The 20,580-nt window shown below is 70.7% G+C and carries 19 protein-coding genes; 16 read left to right on the top strand and 3 right to left on the bottom strand.

Going from position 1 to position 20,580, the window contains the following annotated elements:
* Position 1 precedes the first annotated feature (1 nt).
* The 6 genes from ispG (at position 2) to rbfA (ending at position 8,153) form a co-directional block, all read left to right on the top strand.
* Positions 2 to 1,156 (top strand): flavodoxin-dependent (E)-4-hydroxy-3-methylbut-2-enyl-diphosphate synthase, encoded by a 1,155-nt coding sequence (ispG, locus tag BIU96_RS06435; RefSeq protein ID WP_175477472.1) that lies wholly within the window; start codon positions 2 to 4, stop codon positions 1,154 to 1,156.
* Between the two features lie 41 nt (positions 1,157 to 1,197).
* A complete protein-coding gene (locus tag BIU96_RS06430; protein ID WP_071291770.1) occupies positions 1,198 to 2,949 on the top strand; it encodes a proline--tRNA ligase in 1,752 nt (583 codons plus the stop codon).
* Between the two features lie 277 nt (positions 2,950 to 3,226).
* Positions 3,227 to 4,222: a transcription termination factor NusA gene (gene nusA, locus BIU96_RS06425; RefSeq protein ID WP_071291769.1), complete on the top strand. Its 996-nt coding sequence runs from the start codon at positions 3,227 to 3,229 to the stop codon at positions 4,220 to 4,222.
* Positions 4,223 to 4,320: 98 nt separating this feature from the next.
* Positions 4,321 to 4,635, top strand: coding sequence for a YlxR family protein (locus tag BIU96_RS18960; RefSeq protein WP_083402702.1), 315 nt, complete (start codon positions 4,321 to 4,323; stop codon positions 4,633 to 4,635).
* Positions 4,636 to 4,709: 74 nt separating this feature from the next.
* The gene (gene infB, locus BIU96_RS06420; protein ID WP_071291768.1) at positions 4,710 to 7,601 is read left to right on the top strand and encodes a translation initiation factor IF-2; all 2,892 of its coding nucleotides are present in this window, start codon (positions 4,710 to 4,712) and stop codon (positions 7,599 to 7,601) included.
* A 93-nt stretch (positions 7,602 to 7,694) separates the two neighbouring features.
* Complete coding sequence (gene rbfA / locus BIU96_RS06415; protein WP_071291767.1) at positions 7,695 to 8,153, top strand: 30S ribosome-binding factor RbfA; 459 nt, start codon at positions 7,695 to 7,697, stop codon at positions 8,151 to 8,153.
* A gap of 3 nt (positions 8,154 to 8,156) precedes the next feature.
* Here rbfA and BIU96_RS06410 read toward each other — a convergent pair whose 3' ends face one another.
* A complete protein-coding gene (locus BIU96_RS06410) occupies positions 8,157 to 9,011 on the bottom strand; it encodes an A/G-specific adenine glycosylase (RefSeq protein WP_254786010.1) in 855 nt (284 codons plus the stop codon).
* 115 nt (positions 9,012 to 9,126) lie between these two features.
* On the opposite strand from BIU96_RS06410, the gene BIU96_RS06405 reads away from it, so the two are divergent.
* The 5 genes from BIU96_RS06405 to BIU96_RS06385 are packed head-to-tail and all read left to right on the top strand — an operon-like array spanning position 9,127 to position 12,378.
* A complete protein-coding gene (locus tag BIU96_RS06405; protein ID WP_139199857.1) occupies positions 9,127 to 9,573 on the top strand; it encodes a hypothetical protein in 447 nt (148 codons plus the stop codon).
* Positions 9,574 to 9,601: 28 nt separating this feature from the next.
* Positions 9,602 to 10,552 carry a tRNA pseudouridine(55) synthase TruB gene (truB, locus tag BIU96_RS06400; protein ID WP_071291765.1) on the top strand — a complete coding sequence of 317 codons (951 nt, stop codon included), beginning with the start codon at positions 9,602 to 9,604 and terminating at the stop codon, positions 10,550 to 10,552.
* Positions 10,549 to 10,914, top strand: a complete 366-nt coding sequence (locus BIU96_RS06395; protein ID WP_071291764.1) for a hypothetical protein — start codon at positions 10,549 to 10,551, stop codon at positions 10,912 to 10,914. The genes truB and BIU96_RS06395 overlap by 4 nt, the downstream gene beginning before the upstream one ends.
* A gap of 45 nt (positions 10,915 to 10,959) precedes the next feature.
* Complete coding sequence (locus tag BIU96_RS06390) at positions 10,960 to 11,406, top strand: hypothetical protein (RefSeq protein ID WP_071291763.1); 447 nt, start codon at positions 10,960 to 10,962, stop codon at positions 11,404 to 11,406.
* 9 nt (positions 11,407 to 11,415) lie between these two features.
* Positions 11,416 to 12,378 (top strand): bifunctional riboflavin kinase/FAD synthetase, encoded by a 963-nt coding sequence (locus tag BIU96_RS06385; RefSeq protein WP_071291762.1) that lies wholly within the window; start codon positions 11,416 to 11,418, stop codon positions 12,376 to 12,378.
* 122 nt (positions 12,379 to 12,500) lie between these two features.
* On the opposite strand, the gene BIU96_RS06380 is transcribed toward BIU96_RS06385, so the two are convergent.
* Positions 12,501 to 13,733 (bottom strand): DUF349 domain-containing protein, encoded by a 1,233-nt coding sequence (locus BIU96_RS06380; RefSeq protein WP_175477471.1) that lies wholly within the window; start codon positions 13,731 to 13,733, stop codon positions 12,501 to 12,503.
* 113 nt (positions 13,734 to 13,846) lie between these two features.
* Positions 13,847 to 14,659, bottom strand: a complete 813-nt coding sequence (locus BIU96_RS06375; protein WP_071291761.1) for a peptidylprolyl isomerase — start codon at positions 14,657 to 14,659, stop codon at positions 13,847 to 13,849.
* A 128-nt stretch (positions 14,660 to 14,787) separates the two neighbouring features.
* Here BIU96_RS06375 and BIU96_RS06370 point away from each other — a divergent pair, with 128 nt between their 5' ends.
* The 5 genes from BIU96_RS06370 (at position 14,788) to ruvX (ending at position 20,511) form a co-directional block, all read left to right on the top strand.
* Positions 14,788 to 16,164 carry a replication-associated recombination protein A gene (locus tag BIU96_RS06370; RefSeq protein WP_083402713.1) on the top strand — a complete coding sequence of 459 codons (1,377 nt, stop codon included), beginning with the start codon at positions 14,788 to 14,790 and terminating at the stop codon, positions 16,162 to 16,164.
* Between the two features lie 237 nt (positions 16,165 to 16,401).
* Positions 16,402 to 17,031: a 30S ribosomal protein S4 gene (rpsD, locus tag BIU96_RS06365; protein WP_022905490.1), complete on the top strand. Its 630-nt coding sequence runs from the start codon at positions 16,402 to 16,404 to the stop codon at positions 17,029 to 17,031.
* 129 nt (positions 17,032 to 17,160) lie between these two features.
* On the top strand, positions 17,161 to 17,343 hold the full coding sequence (locus BIU96_RS06360; protein ID WP_071291760.1) for a hypothetical protein: 183 nt from the start codon (positions 17,161 to 17,163) through the stop codon (positions 17,341 to 17,343).
* A 58-nt stretch (positions 17,344 to 17,401) separates the two neighbouring features.
* Positions 17,402 to 20,059, top strand: coding sequence for an alanine--tRNA ligase (gene alaS / locus BIU96_RS06355; RefSeq protein ID WP_071291759.1), 2,658 nt, complete (start codon positions 17,402 to 17,404; stop codon positions 20,057 to 20,059).
* Positions 20,060 to 20,067: 8 nt separating this feature from the next.
* Positions 20,068 to 20,511: a Holliday junction resolvase RuvX gene (ruvX, locus tag BIU96_RS06350; protein WP_217642239.1), complete on the top strand. Its 444-nt coding sequence runs from the start codon at positions 20,068 to 20,070 to the stop codon at positions 20,509 to 20,511.
* Positions 20,512 to 20,580: the final 69 nt, after the last annotated feature.

Below are 20,580 nucleotides of genomic sequence, written 5' to 3'. Positions count from 1 at the left end.
CGTGCCAGCAGTGAACCTCGGTCTGCCGAAAGTCCCCGAAACCCTCGCCCCGCGCCGCAAGTCCCGGCAGATCCGGGTCGGCAAGGTGCTCGTGGGCGGCGATGCGCCGGTGTCCGTCCAGTCGATGACCACGACGCAGACGACGAACATCAACGCCACGCTGCAGCAGATCGCCGAGCTCACCGCCTCGGGCTGCGACATCGTGCGTGTGGCCGTGCCGACGCAGGACGACGCCGACGCGCTGGCGATCATCGCGAAGAAGTCGCAGATCCCCGTGATCGCCGACATCCACTTCCAGCCGAAGTACGTCTTCCAGGCGATCGACGCCGGGTGTGCCGCGGTCCGCGTGAACCCGGGCAACATCCGCAAGTTCGACGACCAGGTCGGCGCCATCGCCAAGGCCGCGAAGGACGCCGGCGTCTCGCTCCGGATCGGCGTGAACGCGGGGTCGCTCGAGCCCAGCCTGCTGCAGAAGTACGGCAAGGCCACGCCGGAGGCCCTGGTCGAGTCCGCCGTCTGGGAAGCGAGCCTCTTCGAGGAGCACGACTTCCACGACTTCAAGATCTCCGTCAAGCACAACGACCCGATCGTCATGGTGAAGGCGTACCGCCAGCTCGCCGCGGCCGGTGACTGGCCGCTGCACCTCGGCGTGACCGAGGCCGGCCCGGAGTTCCAGGGCACGATCAAGAGCGCCACCGCGTTCGGCGTCCTGCTCGCCGAGGGCATCGGCGACACCATCCGCGTCTCGCTCTCCGCCCCGCCCGCGCAAGAGGTGAAGGTCGGCCTGCAGATCCTGCAGTCCCTCAACCTTCGCGAGCGCAAGCTCGAGATCGTGTCCTGCCCGAGCTGCGGCCGCGCCCAGGTCGACGTCTACCAGCTGGCCAACGACGTCACGAAGGGGCTCGACGGCATGACCGTCCCGCTCCGCGTCGCCGTGATGGGCTGCGTCGTGAACGGTCCGGGCGAAGCACGCGAAGCCGACCTCGGTGTGGCTTCCGGCAACGGCAAGGGCCAGATCTTCGTGAAGGGCACCGTCGTGAAGACCGTGCCCGAGGCAGAGATCGTCCAGACGCTCATCGCCGAGGCGAACCGCATCGCCGACGAGATGGGCCCGGCGGCGGCGACCGGCAAGCCCGAGGTCGTCACCACCGTCTAGCGGCGACGCGGTCGGCCCGGCACCGCCGCTAGGCTGACCCCGTGGTCACACGGCTTTCGCATCTGTTCCTCCGTACGCTCCGCGACGACCCCTCCGACGCCGAGGTGACGAGCGCGAAGCTGCTCGTCCGCGCCGGGTACGTCCGTCGCCAGGCCCCGGGCATCTTCGCCTGGCTGCCGCTCGGCCTGCGCGTCCGCGCCCGCATCGAGGGGATCATCCGCGACGAGATGGTCGCCGCCGGTGCGCAGGAGGTCCTGCTGCCGGCGCTGCTGCCGCGCGAGCCGTACGAGGCGACCAACCGCTGGACCGAGTACGGCGAGGGCATGTTCCGCCTGCAGGACCGCAAGGGCGCCGACTACCTGCTCGCGCCCACGCACGAGGAGATGTTCGCGCTGCTGGTGAAGGACCTGTACTCGTCGTACAAGGACCTGCCGGTCACGCTGTTCCAGATCCAGGACAAGTACCGCGACGAGGCACGGCCCCGCGCCGGGCTGCTGCGCGGCCGCGAGTTCACCATGAAGGACGCGTACTCGTTCGACCTCACCGACGAGGGCCTCGACCGCAGCTACCAGGTCATGCGCGACGCCTACGAGAAGGTCTTCGCGCGCCTCGGCCTCGAGTACGTCATCGTCAAGGCCGACGCCGGAGCGATGGGCGGCTCGAAGTCCGAGGAGTTCCTGCACCCGATCGGCGTCGGCGAGGACACCTTCGTCCGGAGCGCCGGCGGCTACGCGGCCAACGTCGAGGCGTACGTCACGCCGGTCCCCGAATCGCTGCCGATCGAGGGCCAGCCCGAAGCCGTGCTCCTGCCGGCGTCGGACACCCCCACGATCGACACCCTCGTCGCCCACGCGAACCAGGTGGCACCGCGCGACGGCGCGCCGTGGACCGCGGCCGACACGCTGAAGAACGTCGTGCTCGCGCTGACCCACCTGGACGGCACGCGCGAGGTCGTCGTCGTCGGGCTCCCCGGCGACCGTGACGTCGACCTGAAGCGCGCCGAGGTGGCCTTCGGGCCGGCCGAGGTCGAGGCCGCCGGCGACGACGACTTCCGCAAGCACAAGGGCCTGGTGAAGGGCTACATCGGCCCGCAGGTCCTCGGCGCCGACAGCGCCACGGGCATCCGCTACTTCGTCGACCCCCGCGTGGTCGACGGCACGAGCTGGATCACCGGGGCGAACGAGCGCGGCGTGCACGTGTCCGGCCTCGTCGCCGGTCGTGACTTCGTGGCGGACGGCGTCGCCGAGGTCTCCGACGTCCGCGCCGGCGACCCGGCACCCGACGGCTCCGGCCCGCTCGAGACCGCCCGTGGCATGGAGATCGGCCACGTGTTCCAGCTCGGCCGCAAGTACGCCGAGGCCCTGGGGCTCAAGGTGCAGGACGAGAACGGCAAGCTCGTCACCGTCACTATGGGCTCGTACGGCATCGGCGTGACGCGCATCCTGGCGATCCTCGCCGAGGCGCACAACGACGAGAAGGGCCTGGTCTGGCCGAAGAACGTCGCGCCGTTCGACGTGCACATCGTCGCCACCGGCCGTGACCAGGTCGCCTACGACCTGGCGACGTCGATCGTCACCGAGCTCGAGGGCGATCGGTTCGACGTGCTCTACGACGACCGTCCGAAGGTGTCGCCTGGTGTGAAGCTCCGCGACGCCGAACTGCTCGGCATGCCGATCGTCGTCGTCGCGGGTCGCGGCGCCGCCGACGGTGTCGTCGAGCTCTGGGACCGTGCGAGTGGCGAGCGACGCGACGTCCCGGTCGCCGAGCTGCTCGAGGCCGTCCGCGCGATCTAGTCCCCGGCTTCCGCAAAACGCAACCCCGGCGGTTGCTCGCAGCGCTGTACCGCTGCGAGCAACCGCCTTCGTTGCGTCTTGCGGGTGGCGCTGCGGCTGGGCGGGTGGCGCTGCGGCCGGTCGGGTGGCGCTGCGGCCGGGAGGCGCGGCGCGGGCTGGCACCGCGCCTCCCGTCCGTCGTCCGGCCGGTTCCGCGAGCCGCAGTGCGGTAGTCTGGTCGCCGACTTCCGCGCGGTTCCATCCGCGGGAGCGACTCATCTGAATACGGAGGCCCTCGGTGAAGATCGATCTCGCAGTCCTGCGACTCATGGAGCGTGAGCGGGAGATCCCGTTCGACGAACTCGTCCAGATCATCGAACAGGCCATCCTGACGGCGTACCAGAAGCACCGCACCGAGAACGAGGAGCCCGTCGACGCGGACGTCCGCGTCGAGCTCGACCGCAAGTCGGGCGAGGTCTCCGTCTACGTGCCGGAGCGCGACGACGAGGGCACCGTCATCGGCGAAGCCGTCGACCAGCCGAGCGACTTCGGCCGCATCGCCGCGTTCGCCGCCAAGCAGGTCATCAACCAGCGCCTGCGCGACATCGGCGACGACAAGATCCTCGGCGAGTTCCGCGGCAAGGAAGGCGACATCGTCGCCGGCATCGTGCAGCAGGGCCCGAACCCGAAGATGGTGCACGTCGACCTCGGCACGGTCGAGGCGATCCTGCCGCCGGAGGAGCAGGTACCCGGCGAGGACTACAAGCACGGTTCCCGCCTGCGCGTCTACGTGACGAGCGTCGGCCGCGGTGCCAAGGGTCCGCAGATCACGGTCTCGCGCACGCACCCGGGCCTGGTCCGGAAGCTCTTCGCGCTCGAGGTCCCCGAGATCGCGTCCGGCGTCGTGGAGATCACCTCCCTCGCCCGCGAGGCCGGGCACCGCACGAAGATCGCGGTCAAGGCGAACGAGCCCGGCGTGAACGCCAAGGGCGCGTGCATCGGCGAGCTCGGTGCCCGCGTGCGCGCGGTGACGACGGAGCTCGGCGCCGAGAAGATCGACATCGTCGACTACTCGTCCGACCTGGCCTCGTTCGTCGCGAGCGCGCTCTCGCCGGCGAAGGTCACGAGCGCGTTCGTGCTCGACGCCTCGACGAAGGCCGTCCGCGCCCTCGTGCCGGACTACCAGCTGTCCCTCGCGATCGGCAAGGAAGGGCAGAACGCCCGTCTCGCCGCGAAGCTCACGGGCGCCCGGATCGACATCCAGCCGGACTCGATCCTGGACGGCGAGGACTGAGTACCCGGTGACACCGAGCGTGCCGGCACCGCCGGTTTCGCTGGTGGCATGTCCGGTCCGGGCGTGCCGGATCGCGGTCGTCGGAGGGGAGGAGTAAGGTGGTTCCCGTCAGAACATGCATCGGCAGTCGCCGTCGTGCACCCCGGTCCTCCCTCCTCCGTGTCGTCGCCCAGAGCGACGGTCGCGTCGTGGCGGACCCGAAGGCAGTCATGCCGGGTCGGGGGGCATGGCTCACACCGACCGTCGAAGCACATGATCAGGCCGTCAAGCGCCGGGCCTACCGCCGGGCACTCCGACTGGATCATGAACCGGACACGTCCGCGGTGCGTGACTACCTCGAAGCGCTGTGCGCTGCAGAGCAGGCACGTCACCAGGACACGACAGAACAGGCTGAACGGCTTATGGACAACTGATGAGCGGCTCGAAATGAGACCCGTCATCCATTGAGTCCTGCCCCTCCACGGGGTGGGACCCGTGAAGGAGAACAGTGGCTAAACCACGCGTACACGAGATCGCATCCGAACTCGGTGTCGACAGCAAGACCGCAATGGAGAAGCTCAAGGAACTCGGCGAATTCGTCAAGGGCCCGAGCTCGAGCGTCGAACCCCCCGTCGCACGCAAGCTCCGCGCTGCGCTGCAGGCCGACGGCGCCCCGGCGTCGAAGCCCGCCGCAGCACCCGCCCCCGCAGCCGGCTCGGCATCGCCGAAGCCCGGCGGTGCCGCTCCCAGCAGCGCCGCTCCGGCCAAGTCGGGCCCGAAGCCCGGCGGTGTGAAGCCCGGCCCGGCTCGCCCCGCGCCCGCTCCGGCGGCGCCCGAGGCAGCTCCGGCCGAGGACACCTCCGCCGAGGCACCCGTGCAGCCCGCACCGAAGTCCGTCGCGCAGCGACAGGCCGAGGCCGAGGCCGCACAGAAGGCCGCCGCAGCCGAGAAGGCCGCAGCCGAGCAGGCCGCGACCGACAAGGGTGACGGCAAGCCGACCGAGCCGAAGGGCGACGCCGTCAAGCCCGGCGGTGCCCCGAAGCCGGGCGCTGCAGCCGGCCCCAAGCCGGGTGGCCCGAAGCCGGGCGCTCGTCCCGGCAACAACCCGTACGCGTCGAGCCAGGGCATGGGCTCGCGCCCGCCGCGCCCGGGCAACAACCCGTACTCCTCGAACCAGGGCATGGGCCAGCGCCCCGCCGGCGGCGCCGGTGGCGGCAACGGCATCCCGCGTCCCGCCCCGCCGCGTCCGGGTGTTCCCCGTCCGGGTGCTCCGCGTCCCGGTGGTCCCGGTCAGGGCAACCGTCCGAACGGCTTCGGGCAGCGCCCGGGCCAGGGTGGCGGCGGTCGTGGCGGCCCCGGTGGTCGTCCGGGCGGTGCCGGTGGTGCCGGTGGCGGCTTCCCGCGTCCGGCCTTCAGCGGCCCGCGTCCCGCCGGTGGCGGTGGCCGCGGTCGTGGCCCCGGTGGCGGTACCGCTGGTGCGTTCGGTCGCGGTGGCGGCAAGAGCCGTGCCCGCAAGTCGAAGCGGACGAAGCGCGCCGAGTACGAGATGCGGCAGGCGCCGTCGCTCGGTGGTGTGCAGGTCCCTCGCGGTGACGGCAACACGATCGTCCGACTCCGTCGTGGTGCGAGCATCTCGGACTTCGCGGACAAGATCGACGCCATGCCCGGCAACCTCGTGACGGTGCTGTTCCACCTCGGTGAGATGGCGACCGCGACCGAGTCGCTGGACGAAGCGACGTTCGAAGTCCTCGGCGAGGAACTGGGCTACAAGATCCAGATCGTCTCGCCCGAGGACGAGGACAAGGAGCTCCTCGAGGGCTTCGACATCGACCTCGAAGCAGAACTCGAGGACGAGGACGACGACGTGCTGCAGCAGCGGCCGCCGGTGGTCACCGTCATGGGTCACGTCGACCACGGCAAGACCCGCCTCCTCGACGCGATCCGCAACTCGAAGGTCGTCGAGGGCGAGGCCGGTGGCATCACCCAGCACATCGGTGCCTACCAGATCGTCGCGCAGCACGAGGGCATCGACCGCCCGATCACCTTCATCGACACCCCGGGTCACGAGGCCTTCACGGCGATGCGTGCTCGTGGTGCCCAGGTGACGGACATCGCGATCCTCGTGGTCGCGGCGGACGACGGCATCATGCCGCAGACCATCGAGGCGCTGAACCACGCGCAGTCGGCCGGTGTGCCGATCGTCGTCGCGGTCAACAAGATCGACAAGGAAGGCGCGAACCCGGCCAAGGTCCGCCAGCAGCTCACCGAGTACAACCTGGTGGCCGAGGAGTACGGCGGCGACGTCATGTTCGTCGACGTGTCGGCGCGGCAGAACATCGGCATCCAGGAGCTCCTGGACGCCGTGCTGCTCACCGCGGACGCCGGTCTCGACCTGCGTGCGAACCCCGACAAGGACGCCCGTGGTGTGGCGATCGAAGCCCGACTCGACAAGGGTCGCGGTGCAGTCGCCACGGTCCTCATCCAGTCCGGCACGCTCCACGTCGGTGACGCGATCGTGGCGGGGACGGCGTACGGCCGTGTCCGTGCGATGACGGACGAGAACGGGGTCGCGGTCAAGGCCGCGACGCCGAGTCGCCCGGTCCAGGTGCAGGGTCTGTCCTCGGTGCCCCGCGCCGGTGACACCTTCCTCGTCACGGAAGAAGACCGCACGGCTCGTCAGATCGCTGAGAAGCGTGAAGCGGCCGAGCGCAACGCCCTGCTGGCGAAGTCGCGCAAGCGCATCTCGCTCGAGGACTTCACCCGTGCACTCGAAGAGGGCAAGGTCGAGTCGCTCAACCTCATCATCAAGGGTGACGTCTCCGGTGCCGTCGAGGCACTCGAGCAGTCGCTCCTGGACATCGAGGTCGACGACAGCGTCCAGCTCCGCATCCTCCACCGCGGTGTCGGTGCGATCACGGAGTCGGACATCGACCTCGCCACGATCGACAACGCCATCGTCATCGGCTTCAACGTCCGTCCGGACGTCAAGGCCCGTGAGCGTGCGGCGCGCGAAGGCATCGACGTGCGCTTCTACTCGGTCATCTACAACGCACTCGACGACATCGAGCAGTCCCTCAAGGGCATGCTCAAGCCCGAGTACGAAGAGGTCCAGTCGGGCGTCGCCGAGATCCGCGAGGTGTTCCGTTCCTCGAAGTTCGGCAACATCGCCGGTGTCATCGTCCGGTCCGGCACGATCACGCGCAACGCCAAGGCGCGCGTCATCCGCGAAGGCGTGGTGGTCGCCGATGGTCTCGCCATCGAGTCGCTGCGTCGCTTCAAGGACGACGTCACCGAGGTCCGCACGGACTTCGAAGCCGGTATCGGTCTGGGCAAGTTCAACGACATCCAGATCGGCGACGAGGTCGAGACGACCGAACTCGTCGAGAAGCCGCGCGACTAGTCACGTGAGTACCCTGGGCCCCGGTCTCCCCGTGTGGGAGGCCGGGGCCCGTCCCCGTTCCACTGCTTTCTCTCTGCCCCCAGGAGGCACCCCATGGCCGATCCGCAGCGCGCACGCAAGATGGCGGACCGCATCAAGGAAGTCGTCGCACGACGACTCGACAAGGGCCTGCGGGACCCGCGACTCGGGTTCGTCACCATCACCGACGTCCGTGTGACCGGTGACCTGCAGCACGCGTCGATCTTCTACACGGTGTACGGCACCGACGAGGAGCGCGCCGACTCCGCGGCGGCGCTCAAGGCCGCGACCGGCATGCTCCGGACCGAGGTCGGCAAGAACATCACCGCGCGGCTCACCCCGTCGATCGAGTTCATCGCCGACGCACTGCCGGAGACCTCGGCGCACATGGAGGACCTGCTCGTGCAGGCCCAGGTCCGCGACGAGCAGGTCCGCGCGGCCGCCGTCGGCGCGACGTACGCCGGCGACGCCGACCCGTACAAGCGCGACGAGGACGACGACGACCAGGACGCCGACACCGAACAGCGGGCGTAGGGCCTAGCCCTCCGGCAGCCGGTAGCCGCTCGCGTCGTCCCCGACGGCGAGTCCGTCGCGCAGGAGCGACGCGAGCGCCCGGTCCCGCTGTTCGGCGTCGGGCCAGACCGGCTCGATCTCGTCGCGGGTCACCGGGACGTCGCTCGCGCGCAGCTCGGCCATGATCAGGCCGCGCACCTGCCGGTCGCTGCCGGCGAACTTCGCCTGACGCGGTGCGCGCGGGCCGTCGTGCGCCGGGTAGCCGGCGGCACGCCACGCGCAGCGGTCCGCGATCGGGCAGGCGTCGCACGCGGGGGAGCGGGCCACGCAGACGAGCGCGCCGAGCTCCATCACGGCCGCGTTGGTCGCCGCGGCGTCGTCGCGGTCGGCCGGCAGCACGGACTCCATCAGCGGGAGGTCCTGCTTCGCCTTGGCCGGCCCGGGTTCGCCCTGTCCGAGCAGCGCACGGGCGAGGACCCGACGCACGTTCACGTCCACGACCGGGTGCCGGTCGCCGTACGCGAAGACCGCCACGGCCCGCGCGGTGTAGTCGCCAATCCCCGGCAGCGCGAGCAGCGCATCCACGTCCCGCGGGACGACGTTGCCGTGCTCGGTCGCGACCACGGTGGCCGCCGCGTGCAGCGCGAGCGCGCGTCTCGGGTAGCCGAGCCGGTCCCAGGCCCGCACAGCGTCCGCCGGGGGTGATGCGGCGAGGTCCGCAGCGGTCGGCCACCGGGTGAGCCACGCCTCCAGTCGGGGGATGACGCGGGCCACCTGTGTCTGCTGCAGCATGATCTCGCTGACCAGCGTTCCCCAGGCGGGGAAGCCGGGGCGTCGCCAGGGCAGGTCGCGCGCCTCGGCGCGGAACCAGGCGATCAGCGGGGTCGCGATGTCCGGACGGGGCGGCTCCTCCACAGCGGGTCGCGTGGGCGGGTCGTCCACGTTCTTCCTGGAGGCCCGGCGCGCGTTCACCACGACAGCCTACGGTGGGTGCATGGCACGTTGGGCACCCCAGGAGACCGACACGATGGCCGCGATCGCGGCCGAGGTGATCGCACAGGTCGGCACGAACCGCACCGTCATCGGCGTCGACGGACAGGACGGCACCGACCTCGAGCGGGTCGCCGCCGGGCTCGTCGCCGGCTTCGAACAGCACGGCGTGTCGGCGATGGCCGCCGCGGCTCCGTCGAGCGACGTCGACGCACTCCGCGCCGACCTCGTCGCACCCTTCCGGTCGACCGGCGCCGGCGACGGCGTCCTCGTCGTCCACGGGCACGGGGTCCTCGGGCACGGGGCCCGAGCGCTCTGGCGCTGGTCCCTGTGGGTCGAGCAGGAGGCGGGGCGGCTCGAACGCCGTGCCGACGTCAAGATCGCGGCGTCCGCGGTGCTCGACGTCACCGACCCGGAGCACCCCCGGCGCGAGTGGAACGACGCCTGCTGAGGTCCGGCGCCGCTGGTAATCTCCTACGGTGCTCGAAACCGCTCCCGACGGCATCCTCCTCGTCGACAAACCGCAGGGGATCTCCAGCCATCGGGTGGTCTCGATCGCCCGTCGTCGCCTGGGCCTGAAGAAGGTCGGTCACGCCGGCACGCTCGACCCGATGGCGACCGGTCTGCTGCTCCTCGGTATCGGCCCGTCGACCCGGCTCCTGACGCACCTCGTGGGCCTCGGCAAGACCTACACGGCGACGATCCGCCTGGGCGTCGCCACCGACTCCGACGACGCCGACGGCTCGCCGACGGCAGCCCTCGGGACGGACTCGGCCGACGTCTCGGACGCCGCGGTCGAGGCAGCGGTCGCCGCACAGCGCGGTGAGATCGCCCAGGTTCCGTCGACCGTGAGCGCGATCAAGGTGGACGGCCGACGGGCGTACGACCTCGCGCGGAAGGGCGAGGACGTCGTCCTCAAGTCGCGCACCGTCACGGTGTCGCAGTTCGACGTGACCGGCCGGGGCGACCGGGTCGTCACCGTGGACGGCGCGGACGTCACCGTGGTCGACCTCGACGTGGTGGTCACCTGCTCGTCGGGCACCTACGTCCGTGCCCTCGCCCGTGACGTCGGCGCCGCGCTCGGCACCGGCGCCCACCTCACCGCGCTCCGGCGGACCCACGTCGGGCCGTTCGCGGTCGAGGACGCCGTCGACCTCGAGGACGACGACGTCGACGTCCGCGCCGCGCTCCAGCGGCCGGCCGACGTCGCCCGGCGGCTGTTCCCGGCGGTCCCGCTCGACGCCGCGGCCGCGAAGGACCTCTCCGACGGCAAGCGCGTCGCCGCCGAACACCCCGACACCGACGGACCCGTGGCCGCCGTCGCCACGGACGGCGACCGGCTCGTCGGTCTCGTCTCCGTCCGGCGCGGACTGCTCCGCGTCATCACCAACTTCCCGACGACGTCGACCGGACCAGGAGCGAACGCGTGATCGAGTGGTTCATGTGGGTGCAGCTCGTGATCGCGGTGGTCGCGGGCCTCTTCGCCGTGGTCGTCGGGTTCGTCGGATGGAAGCCGAACGACTACACCGTCGGATCACTCGTGCTGGTCGAACTGCTGCTCCTCGCGCAGGGCGTCATCTCGCTCGTGCTCCCCGCCGTCGGCAGCCCGCCGAAGGGGAACGCGCTCGAGTTCGGCGTGTACGCGGTGTCGGTGCTGCTCGTGCCGCCGGCGACCATCGTCTGGGCGCTCATCGACCGGACGAAGTGGAGCACGGTGGTCCTCGGCGCCGGTGCGTTCACCGTCGCCGTGATGGTCTACCGGATGTACCAGATCTGGTTCGCGCTGAACTGACGCGCTGCGTCCTCGTGCACCCGCGGCGTCGGTAGAATCGGTGCAATGGCGACCAGATCCTCACTCGCGACCGGCATCGGCCGAGTCCTCATCGCCGTGTACGGCGTCCTGGCACTGGCGGCGACCGGTCGGAGCGTCGTCCAGATCATCGAGAAGTTCGACTTCGCGCCCTTCGCCTACACGCTGAGCGCCGTCGCCGCGGTCGTCTACATCGTCGCCATGATCGCGCTCATCGTGCCGGGTCGCTTCTGGTACCGGGTCGCCTGCGTCACCATCGTCTTCGAGATGACCGGCGTGCTCGTCATCGGGACGCTCTCGCTCTTCGACCGTGCGCTGTTCCCCGACGACACCATCTGGTCGTACTACGGGCTGGGCTACGCGTTCGCGCCGCTCGTGCTGCCGGCCGCCGGGCTCTGGTGGCTCCGCAAGCACCACCGCGCCGCTGACGACACCGAGTCCTCGCCCGCGACCGCCGTGCCGGCCGGCGAGTAGGGGAGCGACGTGCAGTACTACGACGACATCGAGGACGTGGCCCAGGGCTTCGGGCCGAGCGCGGTCACGATCGGCAAGTTCGACGGGGTCCACGTCGGGCACCGTGCGGTCATCGCCCACCTCGAGCGTGCGGCGCAGGAGAACGGACTGGTCTCCACCGTCGTCACCTTCGACCGGCACCCGCTGAACGTCATCGACCCCGTCAAGGTCCCCCCGGCGCTGACCAGCGCCGCGCAGCGACGGGAGCTCCTCGACGAGGTCGGGGTCGACGCGACGCTGCTGCTCCGGTTCGACCAGGACCTGCAGTCGAAGGCACCAGAGGCCTTCGTGTCCGAGATCCTGGTGGACACCCTGCACGCCCGGCTCGTCTTCGTCGGCAGTGACTTCCGCTTCGGCGCGAAGGGCGCAGGCGACGTCGCGCTCCTCCGCGAGCTCGGCGAGCAGCTGGGCTTCACGGTCGAGCTCATCGACGACGTCGACCTGGTGGACGACGTCCGGCCCGCGGGCGAACGCCGAGTCTCCTCGACGTGGATCCGCGAGCTCCTCGGCGACGGCCGTGTGGCCGAGGCAGCACGACTGCTCGGCCGTGAGCACGCGGTCCGGAGCGTCGTGGTGCACGGCAACCAGCGCGGCCGTGCGATGGGGTACCCGACCGCGAACCTCGACCCGGCGTGCGAGGGCTTCGTGCCCGCCGACGGGGTGTACGCGGCGCGGGTCCTGCACGACGGCACGGTGTACCCGGCGGCGGTGTCGGTCGGCAACAACCCGACGTTCGAGGGCGTGCCCGCGAAGCAGATCGAAGCGCACCTGCTCGACGTCGACATCGACCTCTACGGGGAGACGATCTCCGTGCTCTTCGTCTCGTACGTCCGCGGCATGGTGAAGTTCTCGTCGATGGACGAACTCGCCGAGCAGATGCGGCAGGACGACCTCGACATCCGGCTGCTGCTGGGGCTGCCGGCGCCGGTCTGATGCCGCGCTCGCGCGCGGCGCCGGTCTGACGCCGCGCGTTCGCGCTGCGCGGCGACGCCGCACACGACGGAGCCCCCGTGACCAGAAGGTCGCGGGGGCTCCGTCGTGGTGTGCCGAGTGTGTCAGCCGCCGAGCGCGTCGAGCCAGATCTTGCGTGCGTCCAGCGCTTCCTGGGCGTCCTTGATCTTGCGGGCGTCGCCCGAGGCCTGGGCCTGGGCGAGCTCGGCCTCGAGCTTGCCGATGGCGTCCTCCAGCTGGCTCGCGAGACCGTTCTGGCGGGCCTTGCGCTCCGGGTCGGACGCCTTCCAGTGCTGGTCCTCGAGGCTGCGCACGTGGTCCTCGACGGCACGGAGCCGGTCCTCGACGCGACGGACGTCCGCGCGGGGGACCTTGCCGATCTCGTCCCAGCGGCGCTGGATGCCCGTGAGGGTCCGGCGTGCCGCCACCCGGTCGGTCGCCTTCAGGAGCGGCTCGGCCTCGGTCAGGAGCGCCTGCTTCGCGACGAGGTTCTCGGAGTACTCCTCGTTCTCGGCGGCGACCTCGGCGTGTCGCTGCTCGAACAGCACGTCACCGGCCGCCTTGAAGCGGGCCCATAGCGCGTCGTCGTGCCGCTTGCCGGCACGACCCGCAGCCTTCCAGTCGTCCAGCAGGTCGCGGTACGCACCGATCGCGTCCGCACCGCGCGGCGCGAGGGCCTCGGCCTGCTGCACGAGCTCCTGCTTGCGGTTCCGGGCGTCGCGGTGCTGGGCGTCGAGCTCGGAGTAGAACGCGCGACGGTGCTGGTCGACCGTCGAGCGGGCGGCGCGGAAGCGCTTCCAGAGCTCGTTGGCCTCGTTCTTGGGGATGCGCGGGCCGTCGTGCTGGTGCTGCTGCCACCGCGCGAAGACGTCGTCGAGCTGCGCGGTGATCTGCTTCCACTGCGCCCGAGCGGGGTCGACGGCGGCCAGCGCCTCGGCTTCCTCGACCAGGGCGGTGCGGTGCGCGAGGGCGTCGGCGAGGGCCTGCTGGGCCTGCTCCGCCTGTTCCTTGGTGAGCGAGCCGAGCTGCTCCGTCAGCGCGCCGACGCGGGTCTCGAGCGCCTTGAGGTCGCCGACGACGCGGGCTTCGGCCACCAGGGCCTGCAAGTGCTCGACCGTCCGGGCGACGTCGTTCGCCGAGGCACCGCGCTGGACGCGCTGCTCGGCGATCTTCACCTGCCCCTCGAGGTCGGCGTACTTCCGCGAGAAGTAGGCGAGCGCTTCTTCGGGCGTCGCGTCCGGGTACTCACCGACGGCTTTCTCGGTGTCCTCGTACCGGACGTACACCGTCCCGTTCTCGTCGACCCGGCCCCAGGTCGTTGCTTCGTCAGGTCCCACAGGTCTCGCCTCGATCGTGGTCGTGCATCACCGACGTCGCCGTCGGCACGGTCAGATCGTCAGCCTATTGCACGGACGGCGTCTGCGACTGGCCGGGACGGCGCGCCTGTGGACTACTTCTCGCGTTCGATCGTCGCGCCGGTGATCTTCGTCGCGACCTTCGGCGTCCCGCTGCCGTCGTCGCCGGCCGACGAGACGCCCTTGGACGTGATCTCCGAGACGAGGTCGTCGAGGCCGCTCGTGACCTTGCCCACCACGGTGTAGCCGCCGGTCGACCCGTCGAGCGTCGTGTCGCCGAAGACGATGAAGAACTGCGTGCTCTGCGAGTAGGCCGTGGCGCCGCGGGCGATCGCGAGGGTGCCCTTCTCGTAGACCCCGTCGCTCGGGACGTTCTCGAGCGGGCCGTACTCGAAGCCGGCGTCCCCGGTGCCGTCGCCGTTCGCCGAACCGCACTGCAGGAACGCGAAGCCCTTGCTGTCGGCGAGCCGGTGGCACGTGGTGCCGTTGTAGAACTGGTCCTGGATGAGCTTGACCTCGACGCTCGTGGCCTGCGGGGCCTTCTTCCCGTCGAGCTCGATGCCGAGCCGAACGTCCTTGTTCAGGGTCAGCGACCCGGTCCAGGTGGAGTCCTTCGCGATCGACTTGCTCGGGACGTCCCCGGTGTTCGCGGCGGTGGCACTGGCCGACGGGGTCGGCGTGGGCGTGGCGGTCGCGCTGGCGTCGGCCTTCCCGCCGTCCTGCGAGCCGGCGAACGCGATCTGGGATCCGGTCGCCAGGGCGGCGACGAGCACGAGGACCGCCGGTGCGACGAGGTTGTCCCGCAGGCGCCGGCGCCGCTGCCGGTCGTGGAGGCCCTGTCGCGCCTCGTAGAGGCGGAGGCGCTCACGCGCCTCCTTGCTGTCACGCGCCTGGTTCTTCGGTGCCACGGTGCTCTTCTGACCTCTCGTCGAGTGTGCGACGAGCGTAGCGGAACCGACCCTTCCACCTGCCTGGAGGCGCGCCCCTGTCGGTGGGGCCGCCTACGATTGGGTGCATGGCAGCGGACCGTTCGGGCATGCGTGCGCCCACGACGGGCGGTCACGCCGGACTCGCGCAGGGTTCCGTCCCGCTCGCGGTCCGGATGCGCCCCACCAGCCTCGACGAGGTCGCCGGGCAGCAGCACCTACTGGGCCGCGGCAGTCCGCTCGTGCAGCTCGCGACCGGCACGCGCGAGAACCCCGGTGGCGTCTCCGTGATCCTCTGGGGTCCGCCCGGCACCGGCAAGACCACGCTCGCGCAGGCGATCGCCCGCCAGTCCGGGCGCGAGTTCGTCGAGCTCTCGGCGGTCACGGCCGGCGTCAAGGACGTGCGCGAGGTGATGGAGAAGGCACTGACGCACCGCGACCTCTACGGCGCCACGACCGTGCTGTTCCTCGACGAGATCCACCGGTTCAGCAAGGCGCAGCAGGACGCGCTGCTGCCCGGGGTCGAGAACGGGTGGGTCATCCTCATCGCGGCCACCACCGAGAACCCCTCGTTCTCGGTCATCTCCCCCCTGCTGTCCCGCTCCCTGCTCCTCACGCTGAAGCCCCTCACCGACGAGGACCTCGGCATGCTCGTCGACCGCGCGGTGGAGGACCCTCGTGGACTCGGCGGGTCGGTCGTCCTCGGGGACGAAGCCCGCAGCGCCATCGTCCGGCTGTCCTCCGGCGACGCCCGCCGCGCCCTCACCGCGCTCGAGGCGGCTGCGTCCTCCGCGGTCGCCGCGCAGGACCCCGACGACGAGGGCGACGCGCTCGACGGCGTCGAGACGGTCCCGGTGATCGACGCCGACACCGTCGCCGCGGCCGTCGACCGTGCGCTGCTCCGCTACGACCGGCAGGGCGACGAGCACTACGACGTCATCAGTGCGTTCATCAAGTCCGTGCGGGGGAGCGACGTCGACGCGGCGCTCCACTACCTGGCACGCATGATCGAGGCGGGCGAGGACCCCCGGTTCATCGCACGCCGCATCATCATCTCCGCGTCAGAGGACATCGGCATGGCCGATCCGCAGGCGCTGCCGATCGCGGTCGCCGCGGCGCAGGCGGTGCAGCTCATCGGCATGCCCGAGGGTCGGATCCCGCTGGCCGAGGCGGTGGTCTACCTGGCGACCGCGCCGAAGTCGAACGCCGCGTACAACGGGGTGAACGCCGCGGTCGCCGACGTGAAGGCCGGCCGACTCGGGGTCGTTCCGATGCACCTCCGCGACGCCCACTACCCCGGTGCGAAGCGGCTCGGCCACGGCAAGGGGTACGTGTACTCGCACGACGCCGAGCACGGGGTCGCCGAACAGCAGTACCTGCCGGACGCACTCGAGGGCACCGAGTACTACACGCCGACCGCCAACGGCTACGAGCGCGAGGTGGGCCCGCGCCTCGAACGGCTCCGGAAGATCACCCGCGGCGAGTAGCGCAGGCGGGTTCTCCCGGCGTCCGGATGCTGCTATCGTTGACGGGCCTACGTCCTGGTCCTCGCGTGCGGCTGCGTCGAGGACACAGTGCCACAGCAGTGGCACGGGGACAGAGGTTCGGACTGTAGCCGTCCGATCCCACAGGCTCATCCCTCTGGATCCCTTCGTCGGGTTCGACCGCTCGTGCGCGTGCGGTGACCGACGATCAGTTCAGTTCAGTACAGAGAAAAGGACCCTGTGTCTACCAAGTCACGCACCCGCAGCAAGACCCGCCTGTCCCGCGCGCTCGGCATCCCGCTGACGCCGAAGGCGGCCCGTTACCTCGAGAAGCGCCCCTACGGCCCCGGTGAGCACGGCCGCACCCGCCGTCGCGCGGACAGCGACTACGCCGTCCGTCTCCGTGAGAAGCAGCGTCTGCGCGCCCAGTACGGCATCCGCGAGAAGCAGCTCCGCATCGTCTTCGAAGAGGCCCGCAAGACGAAGGGCCTGACCGGTGAGAACCTGGTCGAGCTCCTCGAGCAGCGCCTCGACGCCCTCGTGCTCCGTGCCGGCTTCGCCCGCACGACCGCGCAGGCCCGTCAGCTGATCGTGCACCGCCACATCCTCGTCGACGGCAAGCTCGTCGACCGCCCCTCCTTCCGCGTCAAGGAGGGCCAGCTCATCCACGTGAAGCAGCGCTCCGAGTCGCTCGAGCCCTTCCAGGTCGCCGCTGCCGGTGGTCACCAGGAAGTCCTCCCGAAGGTCCCGGGCTACCTCGAGGTCGAGATCGACAAGCTCCAGGCCCGCCTGGCCCGTCGTCCGAAGCGCGCCGAGGTCCCCGTGACCTGTGAAGTGCAGCTCGTCGTCGAGTACTACGCAGCTCGCTGATCTCCTGATCACACCCGAACGGCGGGTCGTCCTCTCCACAGGACGGCCCGCCGTTCGGCGTTCCCGGCCGGCTCCATCAGTAAGATCGTCTGGGCACGCACCGCTCGCGCGTGCAGAGGGAGAGGCACCGTGAAGCAGCTGTTCTTCGTCGTCGTCGGCGTCGTCATCGGGTTCGCCGTCGCGCACCGGGTCGCGAACACCCCCGGCGGCGCACGCTTCTTCGCCGACGTCGACGCCCGCACGAAGGCCTTCACGGGTGCCGTCGCCGACGGCTACCGCTCCCGCGAGGCCGAACTCCGCACCGACGCCTGACGTCGCGCACCCCGCCGCCGTCCTGGCACTCCCCGCCGAACCTGAATCAGGAAGCACCATGCAGACCGCAGAGATCCGCCGCCGTTGGCTCCAGTTCTTCGGTGACCGCGGCCACACCGTCGTCCCGTCCGCCTCGCTCGTGTCGGACGACCCGTCGCTCCTGTTCACGGTGGCCGGCATGGTGCCGTTCATCCCGTACCTGACCGGGCTCGTCCCGTCGCCGTACCCGCGTGCCACCAGCGTGCAGAAGTGCATCCGCACGAACGACATCGAAGAGGTCGGCAAGACCCCGCGGCACGGCACGTTCTTCCAGATGAACGGCAACTTCTCGTTCGGCGACTACTTCAAGGAGCAGGCGATCCAGTACGCCTGGGAGTTCCTGACGCAGCCCGAGTCCGACGGCGGCCTCGGCTTCTCGCCCGACGACCTCTGGGTGACGGTCTACGAAGAGGACGACGAGGCCATCGCGTTCTGGAAGCAGCACTCGTCCCTGCCCGAGGAGCGCATCCAGCGGCTCGGCAAGGACACCAACTACTGGTCGACCGGGCAGCCCGGTCCGGCTGGCCCCTGTTCGGAGATCTTCTTCGACCGCGGCCCCGAGTACGGCATCGACGGCGGCCCGGCCACCGACGACGACCGCTACGTCGAGATCTGGAACCTCGTCTTCATGCAGTACCAGATCGCCGACGTGCGGTCGAAGTACGACTTCGAGATCACCGGCGAGCTGCCGAACAAGAACATCGACACCGGCATGGGCCTCGAGCGCGTCGCGTTCATCAAGCAGGGCGTCGACAACATGTACGAGATCGACCAGGTCCGTCCGGTCCTCGACCGCGCGGCGGAGATCTCCGGTCGTCGCTACGGCGCGGTGCACGAGGACGACGTCCGCATGCGCGTCATCGCCGACCACGTCCGGTCCGCGCTCATGCTCATCGCCGACGGGGTCAGCCCGTCGAACGAGGGCCGCGGCTACATCCTCCGCCGTCTGCTCCGTCGCACGGTCCGCGCGATGCGCCTGCTCGGCGTCGAGGGGGCGACCTTCCCGGAGCTCTTCCCCGCGTCTCGTGACGCCATGCGGGACGCCTACCCCGAGGTCGGCTCCGACTACGACCGGATCTCGCGCATCGCCTACGCGGAAGAGGAGACCTTCCTCCGCACGCTGGCGCAGGGCACCACGATCCTCGACGTCGCGGTCGAGCGTGCCAAGCAGGACGGTGCGCCCTCGATCGGCGGCGACACGGCGTTCCTGCTCCACGACACGTTCGGGTTCCCGATCGACCTGACGATGGAGATGGCGGAGGAAGCCGGCGTCCACGTCGACCGCTCCGCCTTCGAGACCCTGATGTCCGAGCAGCGGGCGCGGGCCAAGGCCGACGCGAAGAGCAAGAAGACCGCCCTCGCCGACCTCAGCGTCTACAGCGCCTTCCGGGCGAAGGGCGAGACGGTCTTCCTCGGCTACGACGCGCTCGAGGCGGAGACGAAAGTCCTCGGCATCATCGTCGGCGGCGTCAGCGTCGACCGTGCGGTCGCGGGTGACATCGCCGAGGTCATCCTCGGTGAGACCTCCCTGTACGCCGAGTCCGGTGGACAGGACGCCGACCAGGGCTCCATCGTGGGCAACGGTTTCGACCTCGAGGTGCTCGACGTGCAGCGCCCGGTCGCCGGGCTCTGGAGCCACACCGTGCAGGTCCGGTCGGGCGAGGTCGGGGTCGGTGCGCCGGCGACGACGGTGGTCGACTCCGAGTACCGCCGCGGCGCGACCCAGGCCCACTCCGCGACGCACCTCGTGAACGCCGCGCTCCGCGACATCCTCGGGCCGGAGGCACTGCAGGCCGGCTCGTACAACAAGTCCGGCTACATGCGCCTCGACTTCTCGTGGTCGCACCCGGTGTCGCTCGCGACGCGCTCCGAGATCGAGGAAGTGGTGAACAACGCGATCCGCTCCGACCTCGAGGTCTCGACCCGGGTCCTCCCGCTCGACGAGGCCAAGTCCCTCGGCGCGCAGGCGCTCTTCGGTGAGAAGTACGGCTCCGAGGTCCGCATGGTCGACATCGGCGGCCCGTGGTCCCGCGAGCTCTGCGGTGGTACGCACGTCGCGTCGAGCGCCCAGGTCGGGCTCGTCAACCTGGTGGGGGAGTCGAGCGTCGGTTCGACGAACCGCCGCGTCGAGGCCCTCGTCGGACTCGAGGGCTTCCGCGACCTCGCCGTCGAGCGGACCATCGTGTCGCAGCTCTCGAGCGCGCTCAAGGCCCCGCGCGAGGACCTGCCGACGCGCGTGCAGTCCCTGATGGAGGACCTGCGTGGCGCGCAGAAGCGGATCGCCGAGTTCGAGTCCGCGAACCTGCAGCAGCGTGTGCCGTCGCTCGCACGCCAGGCGACGACCGTCGGTGCCACGACCGTGGTGGCGGAGTCGGTCCAGGGCCTGCAGTCCGGCGACGACCTCCGCGCCCTCGCCACGGGCGTCCGCAGCCAGCTCGGTGACGGTGCCGCCGTCGTCGTGCTCGGCGCCGTCATCAACGACAAGCCCGTCGTCATCGTGGCCACCAACGACGCTGCACGCGCGGCCGGGGTCCAGGCGGGCCCGCTCGCGAAGGAGGCCGCCGGCGTGCTCGGCGGTGGCGGTGGCGGGAAGCCGGACCTCGCGCAGGGCGGTGGCACGGACGCGTCCGCGCTGCCGGCTGCGCTGCGTGCGGTGACCGACCGGCTCGCGGCCTGACCGTGGCGATCCGTTCCGGGCGGCGACTCGGCGTCGACGTCGGTCGCGCCCGGATCGGGGTCGCGGTGTGCGACCGCGACGGACTCCTCGCGACGCCGGTGGAGACCGTCGCGCGCGACGACGCGACCGACGTGCGGCGGATCGCCGAGCTCGCGGACGAGTACGACGTGCTCGAGATCGTCGTCGGGCTCCCACTGTCGATGTCGGGCGGGGACACCCCGTCCACCGCCGATGCCCGGGAGTTCGCAGCCCGGCTCGCCGAGCACCGACCCGTGCGGCTGGTGGACGAACGCCTGTCGACGGTGACCGCCCAGCGGGGGCTGCACCAGGCCGGCCGGAACACGAAGAAGTCCCGCGCCGTGATCGACCAAGCGGCCGCTGTTATCATTCTGCAACAAGCGCTCGACCACGAGCGTGCGTCCAGTGCCCCACCGGGGGCCACGCTCCCCTGAACCGGGCTCCCTGCCGTCGACCGAGACGACGATGCCCAGGCGGAGTTCCCGACCGAGAGACCGAGGACC

This window comes from Curtobacterium sp. MCBA15_008 (genome assembly GCF_001865065.1).
In the GTDB taxonomy this organism is placed as follows: Bacteria; Actinomycetota; Actinomycetes; order Actinomycetales; family Microbacteriaceae; genus Curtobacterium.
Note: the sequence above shows the minus strand (reverse complement) of the source record. Positions and strands in the feature narration are given on the sequence as shown.